Source organism: Streptomyces sp. NPDC005483 (assembly GCF_040606035.1).
GTDB lineage: Bacteria > Actinomycetota > Actinomycetes > Streptomycetales > Streptomycetaceae > Streptomyces.
The window spans coordinates 47,322-67,510 of the sequence record NZ_JBEXEA010000013.1 but is presented as its reverse complement, the minus strand read 5'-3'; the positions used below and the strand labels follow the sequence as shown (position 1 = coordinate 67,510).

Below are 20,189 nucleotides of genomic sequence, written 5' to 3'. Positions count from 1 at the left end.
ACAGGCACGACCGCACACCGCGCACAGGCCCGTACCGCACCCTGCATACAGGCCCGTACCGCGCAAGAAGGCCTTACCGGCCATCCGGCCCGGTCCGGTTCGTATACGGAACATCCGTCCGGTTAGGCTCATGACATGCATGCCTGGCCCGCTTCCGAGGTCCCCGCCCTGCCTGGTCAGGGCCGCGACCTGAGGATCCACGACACCGCGAGCGGTGGCTTGGTCTCCCTCGACCCCGGTCCTGTCGCCCGTCTCTACGTCTGCGGCATCACGCCGTACGACGCCACCCACATGGGGCACGCGGCGACCTACAACGCGTTCGACCTCGTGCAGCGCGTGTGGCTCGACACGAAGCGTCAGGTTCACTACGTCCAGAACGTCACCGACATCGACGACCCGCTCCTCGAGCGCGCCGAGCGGGACAGCCTCGACTGGGCCGCCCTCGCCGAGAAGGAGACGGCCCTCTTCCGCGAGGACATGACCGCCCTGAGGATGCTGCCCCCGCAGCACTACATCGGCGCCGTGGAGGCGATACCCGGGATCGTGCCGCTCGTCGAGCGGCTGCGGGACGCCGGTGCCGCCTACGAACTCGAAGGGGACACCTACTTCTCCGTCGAGTCCGACCCGAACTTCGGCAAGGTCTCCAATCTCGACGCGGCCGCCATGCGGCTGCTGTCCGCCGAGCGCGGCGGGGACCCGGACCGCCCGGGCAAGAAGAACCCCCTCGACCCGATGCTGTGGATGGCCGCCCGCGAGGGCGAGCCCAGCTGGGACGGCGCCTCGCTGGGCCGGGGGCGCCCCGGCTGGCACATCGAGTGCGTCGCGATCGCCCTCGACCACCTCGGCATGACCTTCGACGTCCAGGGCGGCGGCTCCGACCTCGCCTTCCCGCACCATGAGATGGGCGCCTCGCACGCCCAGGTGCTGACCGGCGAGTTCCCCATGGCCAAGGCGTACGTCCACGCCGGCATGGTCGCTCTCGACGGCGAGAAGATGTCCAAGTCCAAGGGCAACCTGGTCTTCGTGTCCCGGCTGCGCCGCGACGGAGTCGACCCCGCCGCCATCCGGCTCGCGCTGCTCGCCCACCATTACCGGGCCGACTGGGAGTGGACCGACCAGGTCCTCCAGGACGCCGTGGACCGGCTGGGCCGCTGGCGTGCCGCCGTCTCCCGGCCCGACGGACCGGCCGCCGACACGCTCGTCGAGGAGATCCGCGACGCCCTCGCGAACGACCTCGACGCGCCCACCGCGCTGACCGCCGTCGACCGCTGGGCCGCCGTACAGGAGGAGCACGGGGGGACCGACATGGGAGCGCCCGGTGTGGTGACCCGTGCGGTGGACGCGCTGCTCGGCGTGGCCCTCTAGCAGGACGTCGGCAAGGGGCGCTCCCTCCGCCCGGAGGAAGCGCCCCTTCGTCTTTCAGCCGCTCTTCGGACAGTCGCGGCCGTCATGTGATGGGGTGGGTGCGTCGATTGACCGTTCGGCCGGCCATGCGCCGGCCTCTTTGCGGAAGGACGCACCGTGGCAACCGCAGACCGTTCCTTCGCACGTCGCACACTTCTGAGCACGACCGCCGCGCTGACCGGAGCGGCCCTGCTCGGCGGCACCGCGCACGCGGCCGGGACCCGGCACGCCGCATGGCCCGCGCAGTTCCCCCTCCCCGACGGCTTCCAGCCCGAGGGCATCACCATCGGCCACGAGCCGTACGCCTACTTCGGCTCGCTCGCGAACGGCGACATCTACCGGGCGAGCCTGGCCACCGGCCGCGGCAAGGTCGTCGCGAAAGGCTCCGGGCGCCCGACGGTCGGCCTGAAGATCGACCGGCACGGCAGACTCTTCCTCGCCGGCGGCGTCAGCGGCGAGATCCGGACCGTCGACGCCCGCTCGGGCGAGACCGAGCAGGTGTACGCCACCGGCGGCACCTTCGTGAACGACGTGGTCCTCACCCCGGGCGCCGCCTGGTTCACCGACTCCTTCAAGCCGGTGCTCTACAAACTGGCCAAGGGCGCGGTGACGACCGTACCGCTGACGGGGGACTGGCAGCAGGGGCCCGACTTCACGGCCAACGGCATCGAGCGCACGCCCGACGGCCGCGCCCTGCTCGTGGTGAACGGCTTCGCGAACGGCGGCGGCCTCATGCGGGTCGACCCGCGCACCGGCGCCGCCCGGGCCGTCGACCTCGGCACGTCGAAACTCCCCAACGGCGACGGCCTGTTGCTGCTCGGCCGGATCCTCTACGCCGTCCAGCAGCAGCAGAACGCGATCGACGTGTTCCGGCTGGACGACTCCGGTACCCGGGGCACCGCGATCACCCGGATCACCGACCCGCGCTTCCGCATCCCGACGACGGTCGCCGCCTGGGGCAGACGCCTGTATCTGCCCAACGCGCGCTTCGACGTGGAGCCCACGCCCACCACCGAGTACGACGCGGTGGCGGTCCGGCAGGTCTGACACGGCCGAGGGCGGTGCGCATCCCGCGCACCGCCCTCACCGGCCCGGTCCCGGCCCGGACCCCGGCTCAGTCCTCCGACGAGGAGTCCTCGTCGTCCGTCTCCGGTTCCCGCTCCGGTCCCGTCTCCGCCTCCGGCTTCGGCGGCTTGGGAGGCTTCGTACGACCGCCGGGGCCGTCCCGCAGATAGGTCGAGCTGTCACTCCCGTCAGCGGTCGCGTGTCCGCCCGGCTGCCCCGGCTGACCTCCGTCCCGGCGCCGCAGATACCGCTCGAACTCCCGGGCGATCGCCTCGCCCGAGGCCTCCGGCAGCTCCGCGGTGTCCCGGGCCTCCTCCAGCGTCTGGACGTACTCCGCGACCTCGGTGTCCTCGGCGGCCAGCTGGTCCACGCCCACCTGCCAGGCGCGCGCGTCCTCGGCCAGCTCGCCCAGCGGGATCCGCACGTCGATCAGGTCCTCCAGACGGTTCAGGAGGGCCAGCGTCGCCTTCGGGTTCGGCGGCTGCGAGACGTAGTGCGGTACGGCCGCCCACAGCGACACCGCGGGCACGCCAGCGTGGGTGCACGCCTCCTGGAGGATGCCGACGATGCCCGTGGGGCCCTCGTACTTGGTCTCCTCCAGGTCCATCCGCTGGGCCAGGTCCGGATCGGACGTGGTCCCGCTGATCGGCACCGGACGGGTGTGCGGGGTGTCACCGAGCAGCGCGCCCAGGATCACCACCAGCTCCACGCCCAGTTCGTGGGCGAAGCCCAGCAGCTCGTTGCAGAACGAGCGCCATCGCATCGACGGTTCGATACCCCGGACGAGTACGAGATCGCGCGGCTTGTCACCGCCGACGCGGACCACCGACAACCTTGTCGTCGGCCACGTGATCTTGCGCACTCCGCCGTCCAGCCACACCGTGGGGCGGTTCACCTGGAAGTCGTAGTAGTCCTCGGCGTCGAGCGCCGCGAACACCTCGCCCTTCCACTCCTTGTCCAGATGCGCGACCGCGGTGGAGGCGGCGTCGCCGGCGTCGTTCCAGCCCTCGAACGCGGCCACCATGACCGGGTCGATCAGCTCGGGAACCCCCTCGAGCTCGATCACCCAGCGCCTCCTTCCGACGTGCCCTCGCCTAACGCACCAACCTTACGGCGTCCGGCGGGGGCGCCCGCAGCCCCCTTGCACGGGGGAGTGAACGATCACTGCCCCGTTCACCACTCCGGAACACCCTCCGTTCCGGTGCCGCTCGGAGGCTTCTCACAGAGTGGAGCGCAACCACTGCTCCACGCTCGCGATGTGGACCGTCGCCCAGGAGCGGGCCGCCTCGCCGTCCCGGTCGCGCAGGGCAGCCAGGATCGCGCGGTGCTCGTGCAGGGTGCGGCTGACCGCGTCCTCCTGGGTCAGGCCCCGCCAGATCCGGGCCCGGGTGGTGGGCCCGGACAGGCCGTCCATGAGGGAGCAGAGCACGGAGTTGCCGGAGCTCTGCACGATCCCGCGGTGGAAGTCGAGATCGCAGGCGACCAGTTCCTCCACCGACGGACTGTCGCCGAGCTTGTCCAACTGAGCGCTCAGCGCGCCCAGTTGCTGCTCGCTGATCCGGGAGGCGGCCATCGCGGTGGCGGCCGGCTCCAGGATGCGGCGCACCGCCAGGAACTCCAGGACCGTGTCGTCGCGGTGGAAGTCCACGACGAAACTCAGTGCCTCAAGCAGGAGTTGCGGGTCCAGGCTCGTCACATACGTGCCGTCGCCCTGCCGTACGTCCAGGATGCGGATCAGTGACAGCGCCCGTACTGCCTCGCGCAGGGAGTTGCGCGAAAGGCCCAGCTCGGAGGCGAGCTCGCTCTCCTTGGGGAGCCGGTCGCCGGGGCGCAGCGCGCCGGAGACGATCATGCCCTTGATTTTCTCGATCGCCTCGTCGGTGACAGCCATGTCCGGCCTCCTTCTCGCCCCGCGGTGCGCTGAGACGTCGGATGTATCAGCTCATTATGAAGGCTGGTCGGACGAGCGCCTCCAGATCCGCGATCATCGCCCGCTCGTCGAGCGTGCGCAGCTCACGGTCCCGCATCAGCACCCGCCCGTCCACGACGGTGTCCCGTACGTCCGAGGAGTGCGCCGCGTACGCCAGCGTGGACCAGGGGTCGTGCAGCGGCCGCAGATGCGGGGCGCCCAGGTCGAGCACGATCAGATCGGCCCGCTTGCCCGCCTCCAGCGACCCCAGGTGCTCCCCGAGGCCCAGCGCCCGCGCTCCCTCGATGGTCGCCATGCGTACGGCCTGCTCGGCGCCGACCGCCGTCGGGTCACCGCCCGCCTTGTGCACGAGTGCCGCCTGCCGTACGGCTCCCAGCACGTCCAGCGAGTTGGAGCTGACGGCTCCATCCGTACCGAGCCCGACGGTCACTCCGGCGCTCAGCAGCCGCGGCACCGGCGCGATCCCGCAGCCCAGCTTCAGGTTCGAGACCGGACAGTGGGCCACCGAGGTGCCGGTGCGGGCCAGTGCCGCGATCTCCGGTCCCGTGAGGTCCACGGCGTGCGCGAGCAGCAGGTCGGGTCCGAGGATGCCGAGCGAGTCGAGCAGTTCGACCGGTCGCTTGCCGTACCGCGCCTCGACGGTGGCGACCTCGGTGGCGTTCTCCGCCGCGTGGATGTGCAGCAGCGCCCCGAACTCCCTTGCCAGGGCGGCGATCCCGGTGAGCTGGTCGGGGGAGAGGGTGTAGGCGGAGTGCGCGAAGACGACGGGACGGTGGCCGCCCCGGGCCGGTCCGCGGGCCTCCAGGTACTGCCTGGCCCACGCGAGCCGCTGCCCGTACACCATCCCGTCGGGTGGTTCCGGTACGTCCATGAAGGTGGGGCCCGAGTGGAGCCGCCAGCCTGCCTCCCGGGCCGCCTGTTCGGCCGCCTCGTGGAACCAGTACATGTCGAGCGCCGAGGTCACCCCGGCCCGAACGCTCTCGGCGATCGCCAGCCGCACAGCAGCCGCCACGTTCTTCGGCGCGAGGAGCTCGGCCTCGACGGGCAGCACCCGCTCCAGGAACTGCTGGAGGGTCACGTCGTCGGCGCGGCCGCGCAGGAGAGTCATCGCCAGGTGGGTGTGCGTGTTGATGAGCCCGGGCAGGACGAGGCAGCCGCCCGCGTCAATGGACTCTTCCGCTGTGAACCGCGCACACAGCTCTTCCGCCGGACCGACCGCGACGATCTCGCCCGCGTGGACGGCGACCGCCCCGTGGTGAACAACGCTTCCGGCCTCGTCGACCGTCAGGACGGCACCGCCGTGCACCAACAGGTCGATGGTCACAGCGCGTCCGCCTCCGCGAGCAGCCGCAGTGCCTCCAGGGAGACGACGGCACCTCGCTCGACACCGGCCGCCACGACCTCCCGGTGCGGGTCGTAGACGCTGGTGCCCTCCTCGTCCACCAGTTCGTCCGCGTTCGCCCCGTCGACCACGAGCACGCCACCCGCGACCAGCCCCCGCAGCGAGGCGGTCACCAGCAGCGCCGACAGCTCCATCTCGATCGCCGCGAGCCCGGCGCCGTCGTAGGAGAACAGGGGGATGAGGCCGGGCTGGAACGCCGCCCGGGTCCACACGATGCCCCGGTGGTGCGGGGCACCGGTCTCGCGGGCCGCGCGCTGAAGCGCCAGGACCGCCTCGGGCGCGGAGACCGCGGGGTACTCGGGCGGCAGCAGCTGCTGGGTGACCCCGTCGTCCCGTACGGCAGCCTCCGCGATGACGAGGTCGCCGTCGCCGATGCCGGACTTCATGGCGCCCGCGGTACCGAACCGCAGGATCGTGCGCACCCCCGCGTCCGCCAGCTCCTGGAACAGCAGGATCGCGCCCGGACCGCCCACCCCGTGCGAGGCGACCGTGACCGGCACGCCCTTCCAACTCCCGCTGAACACGCGGTACTCGCGGTGGTACGACACCTCCTCGGCGCCGTCGAGGAGAGCGGCGACGGCGGCCGCGCGGGCCGGGTCGCCGACCACGACCGCGTGCGCCGGCAGCCCGGTGCGGGGTATGCGGGTGACGGGCAGCAGGTCCTGGCTCATGAGGCGGCTCCGGAAGCGGAAGGGGTGCGGCGACGGCGGCGGGCCGTCGTGAGGAAGAGGGCGGCGAGCGTGACGACGTAGGGCGCGGCGTCGGTCGCCTGCTGGGGCAGGCCGAGGCCCTGGAGGCGGAAGCCGGCCGCCTCGGCCAGACCGAACAGCAGCGCGGCGAGCAGCACCCCGACAGGGGCGGCACGGCCCAGCATGACCGCGACGACCGCGATCCAGCCGCGGCCCGCCGTCATGTTCTCGGTGAACAAGGTGACGTTGCCGAGGGCGAGTTGGGCCCCGGCGAGCCCGCAGAGGACTCCGGAGACCAGGATGGCCGCGTACTTGTACCTCGCCGGGCTCACCCCCAGCGTCGCCGCCGCGTCCGGGGCCTCGCCGACCCCGCGGAGCCTGAGCCCCCACACATGCCGGGAGAGCATCACGGCGGCCACGGCAACCGCAACCCACGACAGATAGGTGAGCGGCGTGAAGCCACCCACCAACGGCAGCCCGGCCAGTGACGGGTCGTCAAAGGTGCCCTGCACGCCGAAGACCGTACGCAGGAGGAAGCCGGTGAGGCCGACGGCCAGGAGGTTCATGGCCACGCCCAGAACGACCGCGTCCCCGCGCAGCGTCACCGCGCCCACCGCCAGGATCAGCGAGTACGCGGCGGCGGTGAGGGCAGCGGCCAGCACGCCGAGCCAGGCACTCCCGGTGAACCAGCTCGTGGCGACCGACGTGAAACAGCCCATCAGCATCATGCCTTCGAGGCCGATGTTGAACACGCCCGCCCGTTCGCAGATCGCGCCGCCGAGTGCGGCCAGCAGGATCGGGGTGAGGGCGCGCAGGGCCGACATCAGCAGATCCGAGTCGAAGAACATCACACCGCCTCCTTGCGGCGGTTGAGCCGCCGGCCGGGGAACCACCGTCCGGAGAACCGCAGTCGGGCCGCGAGGAACACGATCACGATCGCCTGCAGCACCTGAGTGAGCTCGCGCGGGACCTCGGTCGTGCGCTCCATCGCGAGGCCGCCGACCTGGAGGACCGCGAAGAAGAACGACGAGATCACCGTGCCGAGCGGGGCCGCCGTCGCCAGCAGCGCGGCCGTGAGTCCCGTCCAGGTGTAGCCCGGCGCGGTGAGCGAGCCGTCGACGAAGCGGTAGGGGAAACTCATCACCCCGAGCGCGCCCACGAGTCCGGCGAGCGCCCCGGAGACCGACATCAACTTCAGTGTCAGGCCACGGCGTTCGACTCCGGCGTACGCGGCGAAGCGGGCGTTGAGACCCGTCATGCGGATCTCGTACCCGAAGGCGGTGCGCCGGTCCGTGAGCCAGTAGGCGGCCGCGGCGAGGACGACGAGCAGCAGGCCGACCGTGACCGTCGAGTCGCCGAACGTGGGCAGGGCCACCCCGTCCGGCATCACCCGGGTCTGCGGGAGGCTGGAGCCGGGTTCCTTGAGCGGGTAACGGGCCAGGTAGGAGGCGAGCGAGACTGCCGGATAGCTCAGCAGCAGACTGCTGACCAGCAGCGGGACACCGAGGTGGTTCTCGCACAGGGCGGCCAGGGCGGCGTACCCGGCGCCGGCCGCCATGCCCGCGAGGAGGGCCAGGGGGACGGTCAGGGGCGCGGGCAGCGGCGCGTACAGGCCGGTCACGGCCGCGGTGATCCCGCCGAGGACCGTCTGCCCGTCGCCGCCGAGGTTGATCAGCCCGGCCCGCAGCGGGATCGCCAGGGCGAGCGCCATGCCGAGCACGCTGGTGCCGGTGGACAGGGTGGAGCCGATGCCGTCCGCGCCGAGCGAGCCGGTCAGGACCGCCTGGTACGCCGTGACCGGGTCCGCGCCGGTGCCGACGAGGAAGAGCGCGCCGATGAGGACGCCCGCGAGCACGGAGAAGGTGACGGGGGAGCGCAGGGCTCGTTGGATGCGTTCTTGGTTCATGTCAGTCGGCGGCTTCCACTCGTTCGCTAGTACCGCCCGCCATCGCGAGCCCCAGCGTCCGTTCGTCCGCCTCGGTCTTGTCGTACGTCGCCGTGATCCGGCCCTCGTACATCACCAGGACCCGGTCCGCGAGCCCCCGGATCTCGCTCAGCTCGGCCGAGACGAGGAGGACGGCGTGACCGGCGTCGCGGTAGGCGATCAGCTGGTCGTGGATGTTCTGGATCGCGCCGATGTCCACTCCGCGCGTGGGCTGCTCGACGAGCAACAGCGGGGCCTCATGGGCGAGTTCGCGGCCGATCAGCAACTTCTGGAGGTTGCCGCCGGAGAGGGCGGAGGCGGTCACCTCGGGCGTGGACGCCTTGATGCCGAAGCGCTCGATGAGCCGCCGCGCGTGCGCCCGGACGGCCGCCGGCGGCAGTAGGCCGCGGTGCGCCAGGGACGTACGGTGGTGTCCCATCGCGAGGTTGTCGGCCACGGACGCGGCCGGGGCCGTACCGACCGCGTGCCGGTCCTCGGGGACGTACGCCAGGCCCCTCAGACGCCGTTCGGCGGCGGAGGCGTGCGTGATGTCCTGCCCCTTCAGCGTCACGCGGCCCGCCGTGAGCGGCCGCAGCCCGGCCAGCGCCTGGACCAGCTCGCTCTGTCCGTTGCCCGCGACGCCCGCGATGCCGACGATCTCCCCCGCACGGACGGCGAGCGTGATGTCGTGCACGGAGTCGGTGCACAGGCCCGTCGCGTCGAGCACCACCTCGCCCGGAGTGCCCGGGGCGTGGACGCGGTCCAACGCGACCGCACGGCCCGTCATCGCGGCGGCGATCTCGGCGGCGGAGGTCTCGGCGGTGACCAGGCGGGCCACGACCCGGCCGTCCCGCAGGACGGTGACGTTGTCGCTGCCCTCCAGCACCTCGCGCAGCTTGTGCGTCACCAGGATCACCGTACGGCCCTGCGCGGCCAGCGACTTGAGGACCGCGAACAGGGCGTCGGCCTCGGCGGGGGTGAGGACCGCCGTCGGCTCGTCGAGGATCAGCGTCCGGGCGCCGCGGTGCAGCAGCTTCAGGATCTCGACGCGCTGGCGCAGGCCCACGGGCAGGTCGCCGACGGAGGCGTCCGGGTCGACGGCCAGACCGTGCTCCTCGGCGAGCTCCCGCACCCGGCGACGGGCGGCGGCCCGGTCCACCAGGCCGAAGCGGCGCGGCTCGGCGGCGTAGACGATGTTCTCGGCGACCGTCAGCGAGTCGAAGAGCTTGAAGCTCTGGTGGACCATGCCGAGCCCGGCGGCCATGGCCTCGGACGGGCTGCCGAAACCGGAGGCGGCGGTCCGCCCCCCGACACGGATCGTCCCGGCATCCGGGCGTTCCATGCCGTAGAGAACCGACATGAGGGTGGACTTCCCGGCGCCGTTCTCCCCCATGAGGGCGTGGATCTCGCCCGGATGGACGGTCAGGTCGACGCGGTCGTTGGCGAGCGTTCCGGGGAACCGCTTGGTGATTCCCCGGAGTTCGACCGCGGCCGGGTGCTCAGCCGGCGGCGGGGTCATCGACCGTCAGCTTCCCCGCGACGATCTGGTCGCGCAGTTCCTTCACCTTGGCGAGGACGTCCTTGTGGTCGGCGATCACACACTTCGAGGAGTCGACGCCGGCCTCCAGCCCGGTGAGGCTGATACCGCCCTCCTTGAGGCCGTACGACACGGTCGTGCCCGTCGTGCCGGCCAGGACCGACTCGATGCCCTTCTCCACGGCGACGTCGGTGCGCTTGATCACGTTGTCGACGACCGTGCCGGGCGCCGAGGGGCACTGGTTGACGTCGACGCCGTACGCGTAGGCGCCCTTGGCCTTCGCGGCCTCGAAGACGCCGTAGTTGCCGGCCGCGGCGGCCGCCATGATCTGGTCGTAGCCCTGGGAGAGCAGGGTGCTCGCCTGCTCCTTGGCGCGGGCCGAGTCGTCGAAGGGGGACTGGCCGCCGACGAAGCGGGTGCCCGTGGAGGTCTTCGGCGCGACCTTCTTGGCGCCGGCCGCGAACGGGTCGCTGTAGCGGCGGAACTGGGGCGTGTCGAGGACGTCGACCGCGCCGACCTTGCCCGACTTGCTGAGCAGGCCCGCCTCCGCGCCCGCGAGGTAGACGCCCTCGTGCTCGCGGAAGACCGCGCAACTGACGTTCTTGAACGTCTTCGTGGTGCACGCGTCGATGATCAGGAACTGCTGCTTGGGGTTCTTCTGCGCCTGCTGCGCCACGAGGTCGGCGAACTCGAAGCCGACCAGCACGATGACGTCCGGCTTCGCGTCCACCGCGGCCTGCACGTTCTGCTGCTGGGAGGCCGTGTCCGTGGACTCGTAGACCTTCTGCGTCCCGTCGTGCTGCTTCGCCGCGTCCTTGATACCGGTGACGGCGAGCTTCAGGAACTCGTTCTGTCCGACGGCGTCGGGAGTGACCAGCGTGAAGGACTTGCCGCTGCCGCTCGCCGTATCGGAGGCGGTGTCGTTCTTGGCGGCGGCGTTGCAGGCCGTGGCAGCGGTGACGAGGAGCGCGGTGGCGGCGGCGACTTGCAGGGTACGACGGCTTCTGCGAGGCATCGGGGGACCTTCCGGAATACGACGGGATACGACGGGAGCGCGCTCCGGCGGGAGCGCGTGAGGGTCGGCGGGGAGCGCCGTGGGGGAGTGAGCCGAAGGGGACGGGTCAGCGTCGACAGCCGTCGCCCGCACACCGGCCGAAGTCGAGGAAGCGGCGCTTGGTCAGCAACACGGGCTTCCTCCTTCGTCTCGGTCCGCGGACTGGAGGCTGGACAGTACCACCCGATTCCAGACACCTGCTCGAATGTCTCGAACTGTGGTTCCCGCAGGTCATGTACCGTGGAAAGCACCACCGGAACATCAGGAGTGTCCCGAAATGCCCCAGGAACTGCGCGCCGTCGAGTGGACCGGATCCGGCCTCGCGCTCATAGACCAGACACTGCTCCCCCACCGGACCGAGACGGTGGACGTCCGCGATGTGGACACTCTGGTCGACGCGATCCAGCGCCTGGTGGTGCGGGGCGCCCCCGCGATCGGGGCGGCGGGCGGATACGGCGTGGCGCTGGCTCTCGTGCAGGGCGAGCGGGAGGGTTGGTCGGACGCCGAGGTGCGTGCTGCGGTGGCCCGTGTCCGGGAGGCCCGGCCCACCGCCGTGAACCTCATGGTGTGCGTGGACCGGGTGACGACCCGCTTCGAGGAGGGGCTCGACGCGGTGCTCGAAGAGGCCGCAGCGGTCCAGCGCGAGGACGTCGAAGCGAACCGGGCGATGGGCGGCTTCGGCGCCGACTGGCTGCTCGAAAAGGTGGGCCTGGACCGGCCCTTGAGGATTCTGACGCACTGCAACACGGGCGCGCTGGCGACGGCCGGCTGGGGCACCGCCCTCGGCGTCATCCGCGAACTCCACGCGCGCGGACGCCTGGAGGTCGTCTACGCCGACGAGACGCGCCCCCTGCTCCAGGGATCCCGGCTCACCGCCTGGGAGTTGGTCCAGGAGGGCATCCCGCACTACGTCCAGGTGGACGGGGCTGCCGCCGGAACGATCCTGCGCGGCGAGGTCGACGCGGCGATCGTCGGCGCCGACCGCATCGCGGCGAACGGCGACACGGCGAACAAGGTGGGCACGGTGGGCGTCGCGCTCGCCTGCGCCGACGCGGGCATCCCGTTCCTGGTCGCGGCACCGACCACGACGGTCGACCTCTCGACCGCGACGGGCGACGACATCCACATCGAACTCCGGGGCGAGTCCGAGGTGTTGGAGTGGGCCGGGGTGCGGACGGCTCCGGCTCAGTCGCGGGGGCACAACCCGGCGTTCGACGTGACACCGGGCCGCCTGGTGACCGGCCTGGTGACCGAGCGGGGCGTGCTGGAGGTCTCGGCGGGTGAACTCCCGGGCGACCGGCTGAAGTAGCCGTCCACCGCAAAAGAGGGGATCCCCTGCCCGGGGATCCCCTCTCGCCGTCTCAGCGGCCGGTGAGCTCCAACTCCAGCAGCCACTCCACCACTTCGGTGTGGTGCCGGGCCTGCCGCGGGTCCGCGCCCCACACATACAGTCCGTGCCCGGCGACGACCACCGCCGGCATCCGCGGGTCCCGCGCCTCCTCCAGCCGGTCCCCGAGCACCTTCATTTCCTGGCTGTTGGCGATGACCGGCAGTGTCACCTCGACGTCGTGCGCGGCCTGGCCGACGCCCTTCAGCATCTCCAGGTCGCTGAAGACGATCCCGCCCGGTTCACGCCTGCCCATCGCCACCGAGGCGACGGTGTGCACGTGGACCACGGCACCGGCCCCGGTGAGCGCGGCCACGCGTGCGTGCAGCTCGGCCTCCGCGGACGGCTTCCCGCCCTGCACCGCCGCCCCCTGGCCGTCCACCAACACCACGTCCGCGGGCGTCAGTTCACCCTTGTCGTGGCCACTGGCGGTGACGGCGAGCAGCAGCGGCTCACGGGAGAGCACCACGGAGAGGTTCCCGGACGTGCCCCGCATCCAGCCGAAGGAGGCGAAGCGGGCGGACTCGGCGGCGAGAACCGCGCCCGCCTCCTCCAGGTCGAGTGCGCTGATGTCGGCGGTCACGAAGTGCTCCTTGAAACGATGATCTCGTCGAACGTCGCCGCCGCAGCGTGGTCGCCGACGCCCTGCTCGAAGTACGGCTCCCCGGGCCGCCGTATCCCGACGGCGTGCCAGCCGGCCTCGCGGGCCGCGTCGAGCTCGCCGGGGCGGTCGGAGAGGAACAACAGGCGACCCGGCGCGATGCCGGTCGCCGACGCGATACGGCGGTACGACTCCGCCTCCTGCTTGGGCCCGGCGTTCTCGGTGTCGTAGAGCCCGGAGACCAGTGAAGTCAGGTCACCCGCAGGGCTGTTGGTGAACCAGGCCCGCTGCGCGGCGACCGACCCGGACGAGTACACGTAGAGCCGTACGCCCACCGCGTGCCAGGCGCGCAACTCCGGTACGACGTCGTCGTAGAAGTGCGAGACGAGGTCGCCGCGGGCGAAGCCCTCGGACCAGATGAGGCCCTGGAGGGTCTTCAGCGGGGTCGCCTTGCGGTCCTCGTCGAGCCAGGCGTTCAGCGCCTTCTCGACGCGTACGGCGTCGGCGTCCGGTTCGCCGATCTCCTCGCGCACCTGGGCGACAGCCCGCACCACCTCGGGGTCCTCGGACCGCTCGGTGAGCAGCGCGGCGAACCGCGAGCGGGAGTACGGGTAGAGCACGTCGACGACGAACCCCGTGGCGCTCGTGGTGCCCTCGATGTCGAGCACCACGGCGTCGACGTCGTAGTACAGGCTCACGCGTGGTACCCGGCGGCGATGGTGTCGTAGTCCGGGAAGCGGGAGGCGATGGGGGAGCCGGTGAAGTTGCCGATCCAGCCGTCCTCCTCGTGGAAGAAGCGGATCGCGGTGAAGGACGGGTTGGTGCCCATGTCGAACCAGTGCGTGGTGCCGCGCGGCACGCCGAGCAGGTCGCCCTTCTCGCAGAAGACCGCGTGCACCTCGCCGTTCACATGCAGGTAGAAGATCCCCGAGCCGGAGACGAAGAAGCGGACCTCGTCATCGTCGTCGTGGGTGTGCTCCTGGAGGAACTTCTCGCGGGCCGCCTTCGCCTTGGCTGGGAACTGCGGGTCGTCGCTGGGGTGCAGACCGAGGACGTCGACCGTCGTGAAGCCCTCCTCGGCGTTCAGCTTGTCGATCTCGGGGCCGTAGGCGGCGAACACGGTCTCGCTGTCGGCGTCGAACGGGACGTCCTCGCGGACCGGCCACTGCTCGTACCGCACACCGAGCGGCTTGAGCGCCTCGGCGATCTCGGCGGGGTCCGAGGTGCGGCGGACCAGAGTCTCGGGGCCGGACTCGGACCAGGTGGTCAGCAGCGTCATGGGAGCAACTCCAGGGCTCTGGAAGGAAAGTCCGGATACCGAGACAAGCACCGGACGGGTGGGGGATGAAGAGGGGCGGCGACGGGCGAGCGGCAGCGGTCGGGTCAGCCGCGACACAGCGCGCTGCAACAGCGGCGCATGCAGGGCATGTGCGTCGCTTTCGCGCCAGCTGTCGTCATCAGGGCCTCACTGTGCCGGGTCGGGTGCCGGTCCTGCGATGGTAACTCCGGCCGTGACCTGCGCCGGGTGTGACGTAGTCGTTGTCTCATTTGATGAGAAAGCGGTTCCATATCTTTGACGTGTGGCTGAAATCGTTCTCATGATCTGCGTATGAAGACGCTGCTGCTCGTGCGGCGGCTGTACGTGGACTTGCTCCGGTCGACCACAGCCAGCTGTCGCTGACCCTTCCGGAGCCCCGGCCTGCCTGCCCCCTGTGTGCGGTGGCGGCCCTTTCCCCTGCTCCGGGCCAAGCACCCCCTTCATCCCTTCGCACCACCCCGTACCTGGAGCCCCTCATGTCCCGTGCCCGTCTGCCCCTGGCCGCGCTCTCCCTCGCGTCCGTCTCCGCCCTCGTCCTCTCCGGCTGCTCGCAGTCCACGGACGCGTCCAAGAACACCGGTGACACCGCGGCCTCCGCCTCCGCCGCCACCGGCAAGAAGCCGGCCCCCTTCAGCGCGGGCGCGGTCAAGGTGGCCCTGGTCCGGCAGAGCGGCGCCGGCGACTACTTCGAGCAGTGGGGCAACGGCGCCAAGGCCCAGGCCAAGGCCCTCGGCATCGACCTGACGGTGTACGACGCCCAGGCCGACAACGCCAAGCAGGCCACCGACCTGTCCTCGGCGATCAACTCCGGCGCCAAGGCGATCATCATCGACCACGGCTTCCCGGCGACGATCCAGCCGGAGATCGACAAGGCCGTGAAGAAGGGCATCAAGGTCGTCGTCTACGACGTCGAGACCTCCACCAAGGGCGTGGTGAGCACCGAGCAGGACGACGCCAGCATGGCGCAGGCCGTCCTCGACGTAATGTCCAAGGACCTCGGCAAGAACGCCAAGGTCGGCTACGTCAACGTCGCCGGTTACGCCGCGCTCGACAAGCGGAACACCGTCTGGGCGAAGGAACTCGCCGCGCAGGGCTGGAAGCAGCAGTTCAAGGTTGGCAAGGTCACCGACTCCACGGCCACCGACAACGTTCCCCTGGTGTCCGCCGCGCTCACCCAGCACTCCGACGTGACCGGCGTCTTCGCGCCCTACGACGAGCTCGCCAAGGGCACCGTCCTCGCCGTCCAGAACAAGAAGCTGCAGGACAAGGTGAAGGTCTTCGGCGCGGACGTCTCCAACGCCGACATCCAGCAGATGACCGCCGCCGACAGCCCCTGGGTCGCCACGGCGGGCACCGACCCGTCCGCGGTCGGCGCCGCCGTCGTCCGCACGGCCGCCCTGGAGCTGGCCGGTCAGCTGAACAAGACCTCGGTGGAGTTCCCGGCCGTCGCCATCACCCAGGACTTCCTGCGGGCGAAGAAGATCGAGAACATGGACCAGCTGCGGGCGGCGCTGCCCGCGCTGAACCTCTCGCAGGTCAGCACGGCCGACTGGATCTCGAATGTCGCCCACTGAACCGGCGGTCGCCCTCCGCGAGGTCAGCATGGCCTTCGGGGGCAAGACGGTGCTGGAGTCCGTCACCCTCGACATCGCCCCGGGCAGCGTGGTCGCGCTGCTCGGCGCGAACGGCGCCGGCAAGTCCACACTGATCAAGATCCTGTCGGGCGTGCACACCGGCCACGGGGGAGTGGTGCGGGTCGGCGGGGAGCCCGCGGCTCTCCAGTCCCCGCTCGCCGCCCGCCAGTTGGGCATCCAGACCGTGCACCAGCGCATCGGCGAGGGCATCGTGCCGGGCCTCTCCGTCGCCGAGAACCTGGTCTTCGAGGAGCTGGCCCAGGCGCGCGGCAACCCGTTTCTCAACGGCGGCAAGCTGCTGGCCCGCGCCCGCGAGATCCAGGCGGGCCTCGGTCTCGACTGGAGTGACGCGGTACTCCGGCGGGACGTCACCGAACTCGGCATCTCCGACCGCCAGTTGCTGATCCTCGCCCGCGCCCTGGCCACGCGCCCCCGGCTGCTGATCCTCGACGAACCGACCTCGGCCCTGTCCGCCGCCGAGGCCGAACGCCTCTTCGCGCTCGTCGAGAGGATGCGCGACGACGGCATCGCCGTCCTCTACGTCTCCCACCGACTCGGCGAGATCGACGCCCTCGCCGACCGCCTGGTCGTCCTGCGGGACGGCCGTCTCACCGAGGACCAAGTGAAACCCTTCGACTGGGACAGCGCCCTGCGCGCGATGCTGGCCCAAGCCCAGGAGGCGACGACGGCACGCCCCGTCGCTCCCGGGGACGGGGCCGGTGACGTGATCCTGTCCCTCAGGGGCGTGCGCTTCTTCGAGGGCCGCAAGCCCCTCGACCTCGACCTCCGCACCGGCGAAGTCACCGGCGTCGTGGGCCTGTTGGGTGCCGGCAAGACCGAGTTGGCCCGTGGCCTGTTCGGCGCCGAGCCGTTCGCGACCGGCTCCGTCGAGCTGGACGGAAAGCCGTACGAGCCCAAGCGGCCCTCCGACGCCATCCGCGGCGGTATCCACCTGGTCCCCGAGGACCGGCACGCCGACGCGCTGGTCCCGGGCTGGTCGCTGGCGCAGAACATCTCGCTGCCGTTCCTGAAGTCCCTCTCGAAGGCCGGACTCGTCCAGCGCTCGAAGGAGGACGCCCTGGGCCGCGACACCATCGAGGCCCTCGGCGTCGTCGCCCGCGACGAGCACAGCACCGTCGAGGAGCTGTCCGGTGGCAACCAGCAGAAGGTCGTCGTCGGCCGCTGGCTCGCCGAGACGCCCCGTGTCCTCATCCTGGACGAGCCGTTCCGAGGTGTGGACATCGGCGCCCGCCGGGACATCGGCCGCCGCGCCAGGACCCTCGCCGCCGAGGGCGCCGCCGTCCTCGTCCTGTCCGCCGACGTCGACGAGGTCCTGGAGATCACCGACCGGGTCGTCGTACTCGCCGCCGGTGAGATCCACCTCGACGCGTACGGCGAGGACGCGGAACGCGACCGCGTCATCCAGACCATCTCGGCGTCCGTGTGACCCCGGCCCATTTGAGGTAGTACGCCATGACCACAACCCAGAGCGCCCCCGCGAAGACGGCGACCCCGCCCACCGCCGGCACGGCCGTCCGCGTCCAGAACGCCGTCATCAAGTACGGCTTCATCTTCGTCACGGTCGCGCTGTTCCTGTACTTCGCGCTGAGCGAGGGCTCCTTCCGCGAGTCGGCGACCCTCCTCGACACCCTCCGCTACGTCTCCGTGGCCGCGATCCTCGGCCTCGGCGTCACCCTCACCATGGCCGTCGGCGGAATGGACATGTCCGTCGGCGCGGTCGCCGGCCTCGGCGTCTCGGTGGCCGCCCAGGCGATGGTCGTCCAGAACCAGGTCGGCACGGTCGCGATCATCGCGGTGCTCGCGGCGGGCGCCCTCGCGGGCCTGCTCAACGCCCTGCTGATCGTCGTACTGAAGATCCCCGACATGCTCGCCACCCTCGGCACCATGTTCGTGATCCAGGGCGGCAAACTCATCCTGGTCGACGGCCAGTCGATCACCCCGGGCATGACGATGGACGACGGCTCCACCGCCCCCGGCAGGTTCACCGCCGGGTTCCTCAAGATCGACCGCGGGACCGTCCTCGGCATCCCCATCTCGGTCCTCATCTTCGGCGGTCTGACGGTCGCCGCCTGGGTCTTCCTGGCCCGCACCCGCTGGGGCCGCGTGCTCTACGCGATCGGCGCCAACCCCGAGGCCTCCCGGCTGGCCGGCATCCGCGTCGGCGCCTACCGGGCGCTGGCCTACGTCCTGTCCGGCGTCCTCGCCTCCATCGGCGGCCTGATCCTCGCATCCCGTATCGGCCAGGGCGACGTCTCCGCCGGCACCTCCCAGCTCCTGGAGGCGGTCGCGGTGGCACTGGTCGGCACCTCCGTGCTCGGCCGGGGCCGCCCGAACGTCTGGGGCACGGCCCTCGGCGCGGTGCTCATCGGCATCATCACCACCGGTCTGACCATCAAGGGCCTGCCGTACTACACCCAGGACGTGGTCGAGGGCGCGGTCCTCATCCTCGCCCTGGTCTTCAGCTTCACGTTGTCCAAGCGCCGCACCGCATAGGGGAGTTCACGATGGGTTACCGCATCCTGGAGACCGAGGACATCCCGGCGTACCTGCGCGAGCGCGGGCACTGGGACGGCGCGGCCGACCCGGAGGTGCGCGAGGTCTCCGACGGCAACATGAACCGGGTCTTCCTCGCCACCTCGGCCGAGGCCGACGGCACCCGCAGCCTCGCCGTCAAGCAGGCGCTGCCCTGGGTGCGGGTGGCGGGCCCGTCCTGGCCGATGAACCCGGACCGCGCCGACGCCGAGGCCCGCGCCTACGAGCAGATAGCGAAGGTCGCCCCCGACAAGATCCCCGCGGTCCACGGCTACGACCCCGAGAACTACGCCCTCGTCATGGAGGACATGTCGGACCTGGAGGTCCTGCGCACCCTCCTCAACGAGGGAGCGCCGTACGGGCCCCACACCTCGGCCCGAGTCGGCGAACTGGTCGCCCAGCTCTCCTTCGCGACCAGCGACTTCGGCATGCCGTCCGCCGAACGCAAAGCGCTGATCGCGGCCTCGGTGAGCCCGGAGCTCTGCAAGATCACCGAGGACGTGGTGCTGTCCGAGCCGTACATCGAGCACGAGCACAACCACTGGCACGACGGCGTGGACGACCTGGCGGTGTCCTTCCGCGCGGACACCGAGCTCCGCACCGAGGTCGCCGACCTCAGGCACCGTTTCATGACCAGCGCCCAGTCGCTCCTGCACGGCGACCTCCACACCGGCAGCATCATGGTCGGCGAGCGCGAAGGCGCCTCCGTGGTCCGGGTGTTCGACCCCGAGTTCTCCTTCGTCGGCCCCGTCGGCTTCGACCTGGGCCTCTACTGGGCCAATGCCCTGGTCTCGGAGGAACGGGCCCGCGCACTGGGCACGTTGAGCGACCACGCCGACCAACTCCGGCTGTCCTGGAAGGCGTTCGAGTCGGAGTTCCGCCGCCTGTGGCCGACCCGGGTGGACACCTTCTTCGACGACGCCTACCTGGACCGCTTCCTGCGCCGGATCTGGACCGAGTCCCTGGGGTACGCGGGCACGGAGATCATCCGCAGGATCATCGGCTTCGCCCACCTGACCGACCTCACCACCCTCCCGGACCCGGTACCGGCATCCCGGCGCGCACTGCTGATCGGCCGGGAACTCATCCTGCGGCGCCAGGAATTGACGGCGCCGGACGACGTCAGGGCAGTAGTCGCGACGGACAGATGACGATGGTGGTGACCGTCCCGTTGCCCCACAGGGTGGTGGACATCAGCAGATGGCCGTCGAGACTCATCACCGTGAACTCCGGGACGAACCGGCGACCCATGTAGAACCGCATCCACAGGGGCAGGGGGCCGTCGTCGCCACCGCCCAGGTCCCACTCGTCGAGCAGCCGCACGCGGGCCCACGCCCACTCGCTGTCGATTTCCTCGGGGCTCGAGTAGTCGACGCCGAGCAGGAACTCACGGTTGTCGTCGAGGAGTCCGTACTCGGCGGCCATGTCCTGCCAGCCGGCCCGCACCTTGGCCGGCAGGTCCGGGTCGTCGATGTCCACCGGCGGCGAGTCGATCCGCCCGTGCTCGCGCAGGCAACTGGCGGCGCCGCGGTCGGCCAGCGTCGGCCTAGGCGGGACCTCGTCCTCGGCCAGACGGCGCAGGAAGCGGAACCCTCCTGGGGCGAGCAGGGCGGCCATCTCGGCGTCGGTGATCGTCACCGCCGTAGCGTAGGCAGTGCGGCGGGCCGCGCGCCCGCGGTTTTCCCGGCATA

Annotated in this window: 19 protein-coding genes; 7 read left to right on the top strand and 12 right to left on the bottom strand. The window is 71.1% G+C overall.

Annotated elements, in window-relative coordinates:
• The first annotated feature begins 135 nt into the window (after positions 1–135).
• Positions 136–1,365: a cysteine--1-D-myo-inosityl 2-amino-2-deoxy-alpha-D-glucopyranoside ligase gene (gene mshC, locus ABZT06_RS24850; RefSeq protein ID WP_355744806.1), complete on the top strand. Its 1,230-nt coding sequence runs from the start codon at positions 136–138 to the stop codon at positions 1,363–1,365.
• A gap of 156 nt (positions 1,366–1,521) precedes the next feature.
• A complete protein-coding gene (locus ABZT06_RS24845) occupies positions 1,522–2,451 on the top strand; it encodes a superoxide dismutase (protein ID WP_355744803.1) in 930 nt (309 codons plus the stop codon).
• 67 nt (positions 2,452–2,518) lie between these two features.
• Here ABZT06_RS24845 and ABZT06_RS24840 read toward each other — a convergent pair whose 3' ends face one another.
• From ABZT06_RS24840 to ABZT06_RS24805, 8 genes are all read right to left on the bottom strand, one after another.
• Positions 2,519–3,535 carry a PAC2 family protein gene (locus ABZT06_RS24840; RefSeq protein WP_355744800.1) on the bottom strand — a complete coding sequence of 339 codons (1,017 nt, stop codon included), beginning with the start codon at positions 3,533–3,535 and terminating at the stop codon, positions 2,519–2,521.
• Positions 3,536–3,688: 153 nt separating this feature from the next.
• Positions 3,689–4,360, bottom strand: coding sequence for a FadR/GntR family transcriptional regulator (locus tag ABZT06_RS24835; RefSeq protein WP_355744797.1), 672 nt, complete (start codon positions 4,358–4,360; stop codon positions 3,689–3,691).
• 46 nt (positions 4,361–4,406) lie between these two features.
• Positions 4,407–5,723, bottom strand: a complete 1,317-nt coding sequence (locus tag ABZT06_RS24830; RefSeq protein ID WP_355744794.1) for an amidohydrolase — start codon at positions 5,721–5,723, stop codon at positions 4,407–4,409.
• Positions 5,720–6,472 (bottom strand): nucleoside phosphorylase, encoded by a 753-nt coding sequence (locus ABZT06_RS24825; protein ID WP_355744791.1) that lies wholly within the window; start codon positions 6,470–6,472, stop codon positions 5,720–5,722. The genes ABZT06_RS24830 and ABZT06_RS24825 overlap by 4 nt, the downstream gene beginning before the upstream one ends.
• Positions 6,469–7,338, bottom strand: a complete 870-nt coding sequence (locus ABZT06_RS24820; protein WP_355744788.1) for an ABC transporter permease — start codon at positions 7,336–7,338, stop codon at positions 6,469–6,471. Before ABZT06_RS24820 ends, ABZT06_RS24825 begins: the two co-directional genes overlap by 4 nt.
• On the bottom strand, positions 7,338–8,396 hold the full coding sequence (locus tag ABZT06_RS24815; RefSeq protein ID WP_355744785.1) for an ABC transporter permease: 1,059 nt from the start codon (positions 8,394–8,396) through the stop codon (positions 7,338–7,340). The genes ABZT06_RS24820 and ABZT06_RS24815 overlap by 1 nt, the downstream gene beginning before the upstream one ends.
• A 1-nt stretch (position 8,397) precedes the next feature.
• Positions 8,398–9,933: an ABC transporter ATP-binding protein gene (locus ABZT06_RS24810; protein ID WP_355744782.1), complete on the bottom strand. Its 1,536-nt coding sequence runs from the start codon at positions 9,931–9,933 to the stop codon at positions 8,398–8,400.
• Positions 9,914–10,966, bottom strand: coding sequence for a BMP family ABC transporter substrate-binding protein (locus ABZT06_RS24805; protein WP_355744779.1), 1,053 nt, complete (start codon positions 10,964–10,966; stop codon positions 9,914–9,916). The genes ABZT06_RS24810 and ABZT06_RS24805 overlap by 20 nt, the downstream gene beginning before the upstream one ends.
• Positions 10,967–11,282: 316 nt before the next feature.
• On the opposite strand from ABZT06_RS24805, the gene mtnA reads away from it, so the two are divergent.
• The gene (mtnA, locus tag ABZT06_RS24800; RefSeq protein ID WP_355744775.1) at positions 11,283–12,314 is read left to right on the top strand and encodes an S-methyl-5-thioribose-1-phosphate isomerase; all 1,032 of its coding nucleotides are present in this window, start codon (positions 11,283–11,285) and stop codon (positions 12,312–12,314) included.
• Between the two features lie 52 nt (positions 12,315–12,366).
• Here mtnA and mtnB read toward each other — a convergent pair whose 3' ends face one another.
• The 3 genes from mtnB to ABZT06_RS24785 are packed head-to-tail and all read right to left on the bottom strand — an operon-like array spanning position 12,367 to position 14,272.
• On the bottom strand, positions 12,367–12,975 hold the full coding sequence (gene mtnB / locus ABZT06_RS24795) for a methylthioribulose 1-phosphate dehydratase (protein WP_355744773.1): 609 nt from the start codon (positions 12,973–12,975) through the stop codon (positions 12,367–12,369).
• Positions 12,972–13,691: an acireductone synthase gene (gene mtnC / locus ABZT06_RS24790; protein ID WP_355744770.1), complete on the bottom strand. Its 720-nt coding sequence runs from the start codon at positions 13,689–13,691 to the stop codon at positions 12,972–12,974. The genes mtnB and mtnC overlap by 4 nt, the downstream gene beginning before the upstream one ends.
• The gene (locus ABZT06_RS24785) at positions 13,688–14,272 is read right to left on the bottom strand and encodes a cupin (protein ID WP_355744767.1); all 585 of its coding nucleotides are present in this window, start codon (positions 14,270–14,272) and stop codon (positions 13,688–13,690) included. The genes mtnC and ABZT06_RS24785 overlap by 4 nt, the downstream gene beginning before the upstream one ends.
• Before the next feature lie 515 nt (positions 14,273–14,787).
• Here ABZT06_RS24785 and ABZT06_RS24780 point away from each other — a divergent pair.
• From ABZT06_RS24780 to mtnK, 4 genes are read left to right on the top strand one after another with little or no spacing between them, the layout of a single operon-like run.
• Complete coding sequence (locus ABZT06_RS24780) at positions 14,788–15,885, top strand: substrate-binding domain-containing protein (protein WP_355744764.1); 1,098 nt, start codon at positions 14,788–14,790, stop codon at positions 15,883–15,885.
• On the top strand, positions 15,872–17,392 hold the full coding sequence (locus ABZT06_RS24775) for a sugar ABC transporter ATP-binding protein (RefSeq protein ID WP_355744761.1): 1,521 nt from the start codon (positions 15,872–15,874) through the stop codon (positions 17,390–17,392). Before ABZT06_RS24780 ends, ABZT06_RS24775 begins: the two co-directional genes overlap by 14 nt.
• 26 nt (positions 17,393–17,418) lie before the next feature.
• Positions 17,419–18,459 carry an ABC transporter permease gene (locus ABZT06_RS24770; RefSeq protein ID WP_355744758.1) on the top strand — a complete coding sequence of 347 codons (1,041 nt, stop codon included), beginning with the start codon at positions 17,419–17,421 and terminating at the stop codon, positions 18,457–18,459.
• 11 nt (positions 18,460–18,470) lie between these two features.
• Complete coding sequence (gene mtnK / locus ABZT06_RS24765; protein WP_355744754.1) at positions 18,471–19,649, top strand: S-methyl-5-thioribose kinase; 1,179 nt, start codon at positions 18,471–18,473, stop codon at positions 19,647–19,649.
• On the opposite strand, the gene ABZT06_RS24760 is transcribed toward mtnK, so the two are convergent.
• On the bottom strand, positions 19,621–20,136 hold the full coding sequence (locus tag ABZT06_RS24760; RefSeq protein WP_355744751.1) for a hypothetical protein: 516 nt from the start codon (positions 20,134–20,136) through the stop codon (positions 19,621–19,623). The genes mtnK and ABZT06_RS24760 overlap by 29 nt on opposite strands.
• Between the last annotated feature and the right edge of the window lie 53 nt (positions 20,137–20,189).

What these genes read in the sequence shown, in the direction of transcription:
- mshC (WP_355744806.1), top strand. Translation starts at nt 136, where the DNA reads ATGCATGCCTGGCCCGCTTCCGAGGTCCCCGCCCTGCCTGGTCAGGGC.
- ABZT06_RS24835 (WP_355744797.1), bottom strand. Translation starts at nt 4,360, where the DNA reads ATGGCTGTCACCGACGAGGCGATCGAGAAAATCAAGGGCATGATCGTC.
- ABZT06_RS24825 (WP_355744791.1), bottom strand. Translation starts at nt 6,472, where the DNA reads ATGAGCCAGGACCTGCTGCCCGTCACCCGCATACCCCGCACCGGGCTG.
- ABZT06_RS24820 (WP_355744788.1), bottom strand. Translation starts at nt 7,338, where the DNA reads ATGTTCTTCGACTCGGATCTGCTGATGTCGGCCCTGCGCGCCCTCACC.
- ABZT06_RS24815 (WP_355744785.1), bottom strand. Translation starts at nt 8,396, where the DNA reads ATGAACCAAGAACGCATCCAACGAGCCCTGCGCTCCCCCGTCACCTTC.
- ABZT06_RS24810 (WP_355744782.1), bottom strand. Translation starts at nt 9,933, where the DNA reads ATGACCCCGCCGCCGGCTGAGCACCCGGCCGCGGTCGAACTCCGGGGA.
- ABZT06_RS24805 (WP_355744779.1), bottom strand. Translation starts at nt 10,966, where the DNA reads ATGCCTCGCAGAAGCCGTCGTACCCTGCAAGTCGCCGCCGCCACCGCG.
- mtnA (WP_355744775.1), top strand. Translation starts at nt 11,283, where the DNA reads ATGCCCCAGGAACTGCGCGCCGTCGAGTGGACCGGATCCGGCCTCGCG.
- ABZT06_RS24785 (WP_355744767.1), bottom strand. Translation starts at nt 14,272, where the DNA reads ATGACGCTGCTGACCACCTGGTCCGAGTCCGGCCCCGAGACTCTGGTC.
- ABZT06_RS24780 (WP_355744764.1), top strand. Translation starts at nt 14,788, where the DNA reads ATGTCCCGTGCCCGTCTGCCCCTGGCCGCGCTCTCCCTCGCGTCCGTC.
- ABZT06_RS24775 (WP_355744761.1), top strand. Translation starts at nt 15,872, where the DNA reads ATGTCGCCCACTGAACCGGCGGTCGCCCTCCGCGAGGTCAGCATGGCC.
- ABZT06_RS24770 (WP_355744758.1), top strand. Translation starts at nt 17,419, where the DNA reads ATGACCACAACCCAGAGCGCCCCCGCGAAGACGGCGACCCCGCCCACC.
- mtnK (WP_355744754.1), top strand. Translation starts at nt 18,471, where the DNA reads ATGGGTTACCGCATCCTGGAGACCGAGGACATCCCGGCGTACCTGCGC.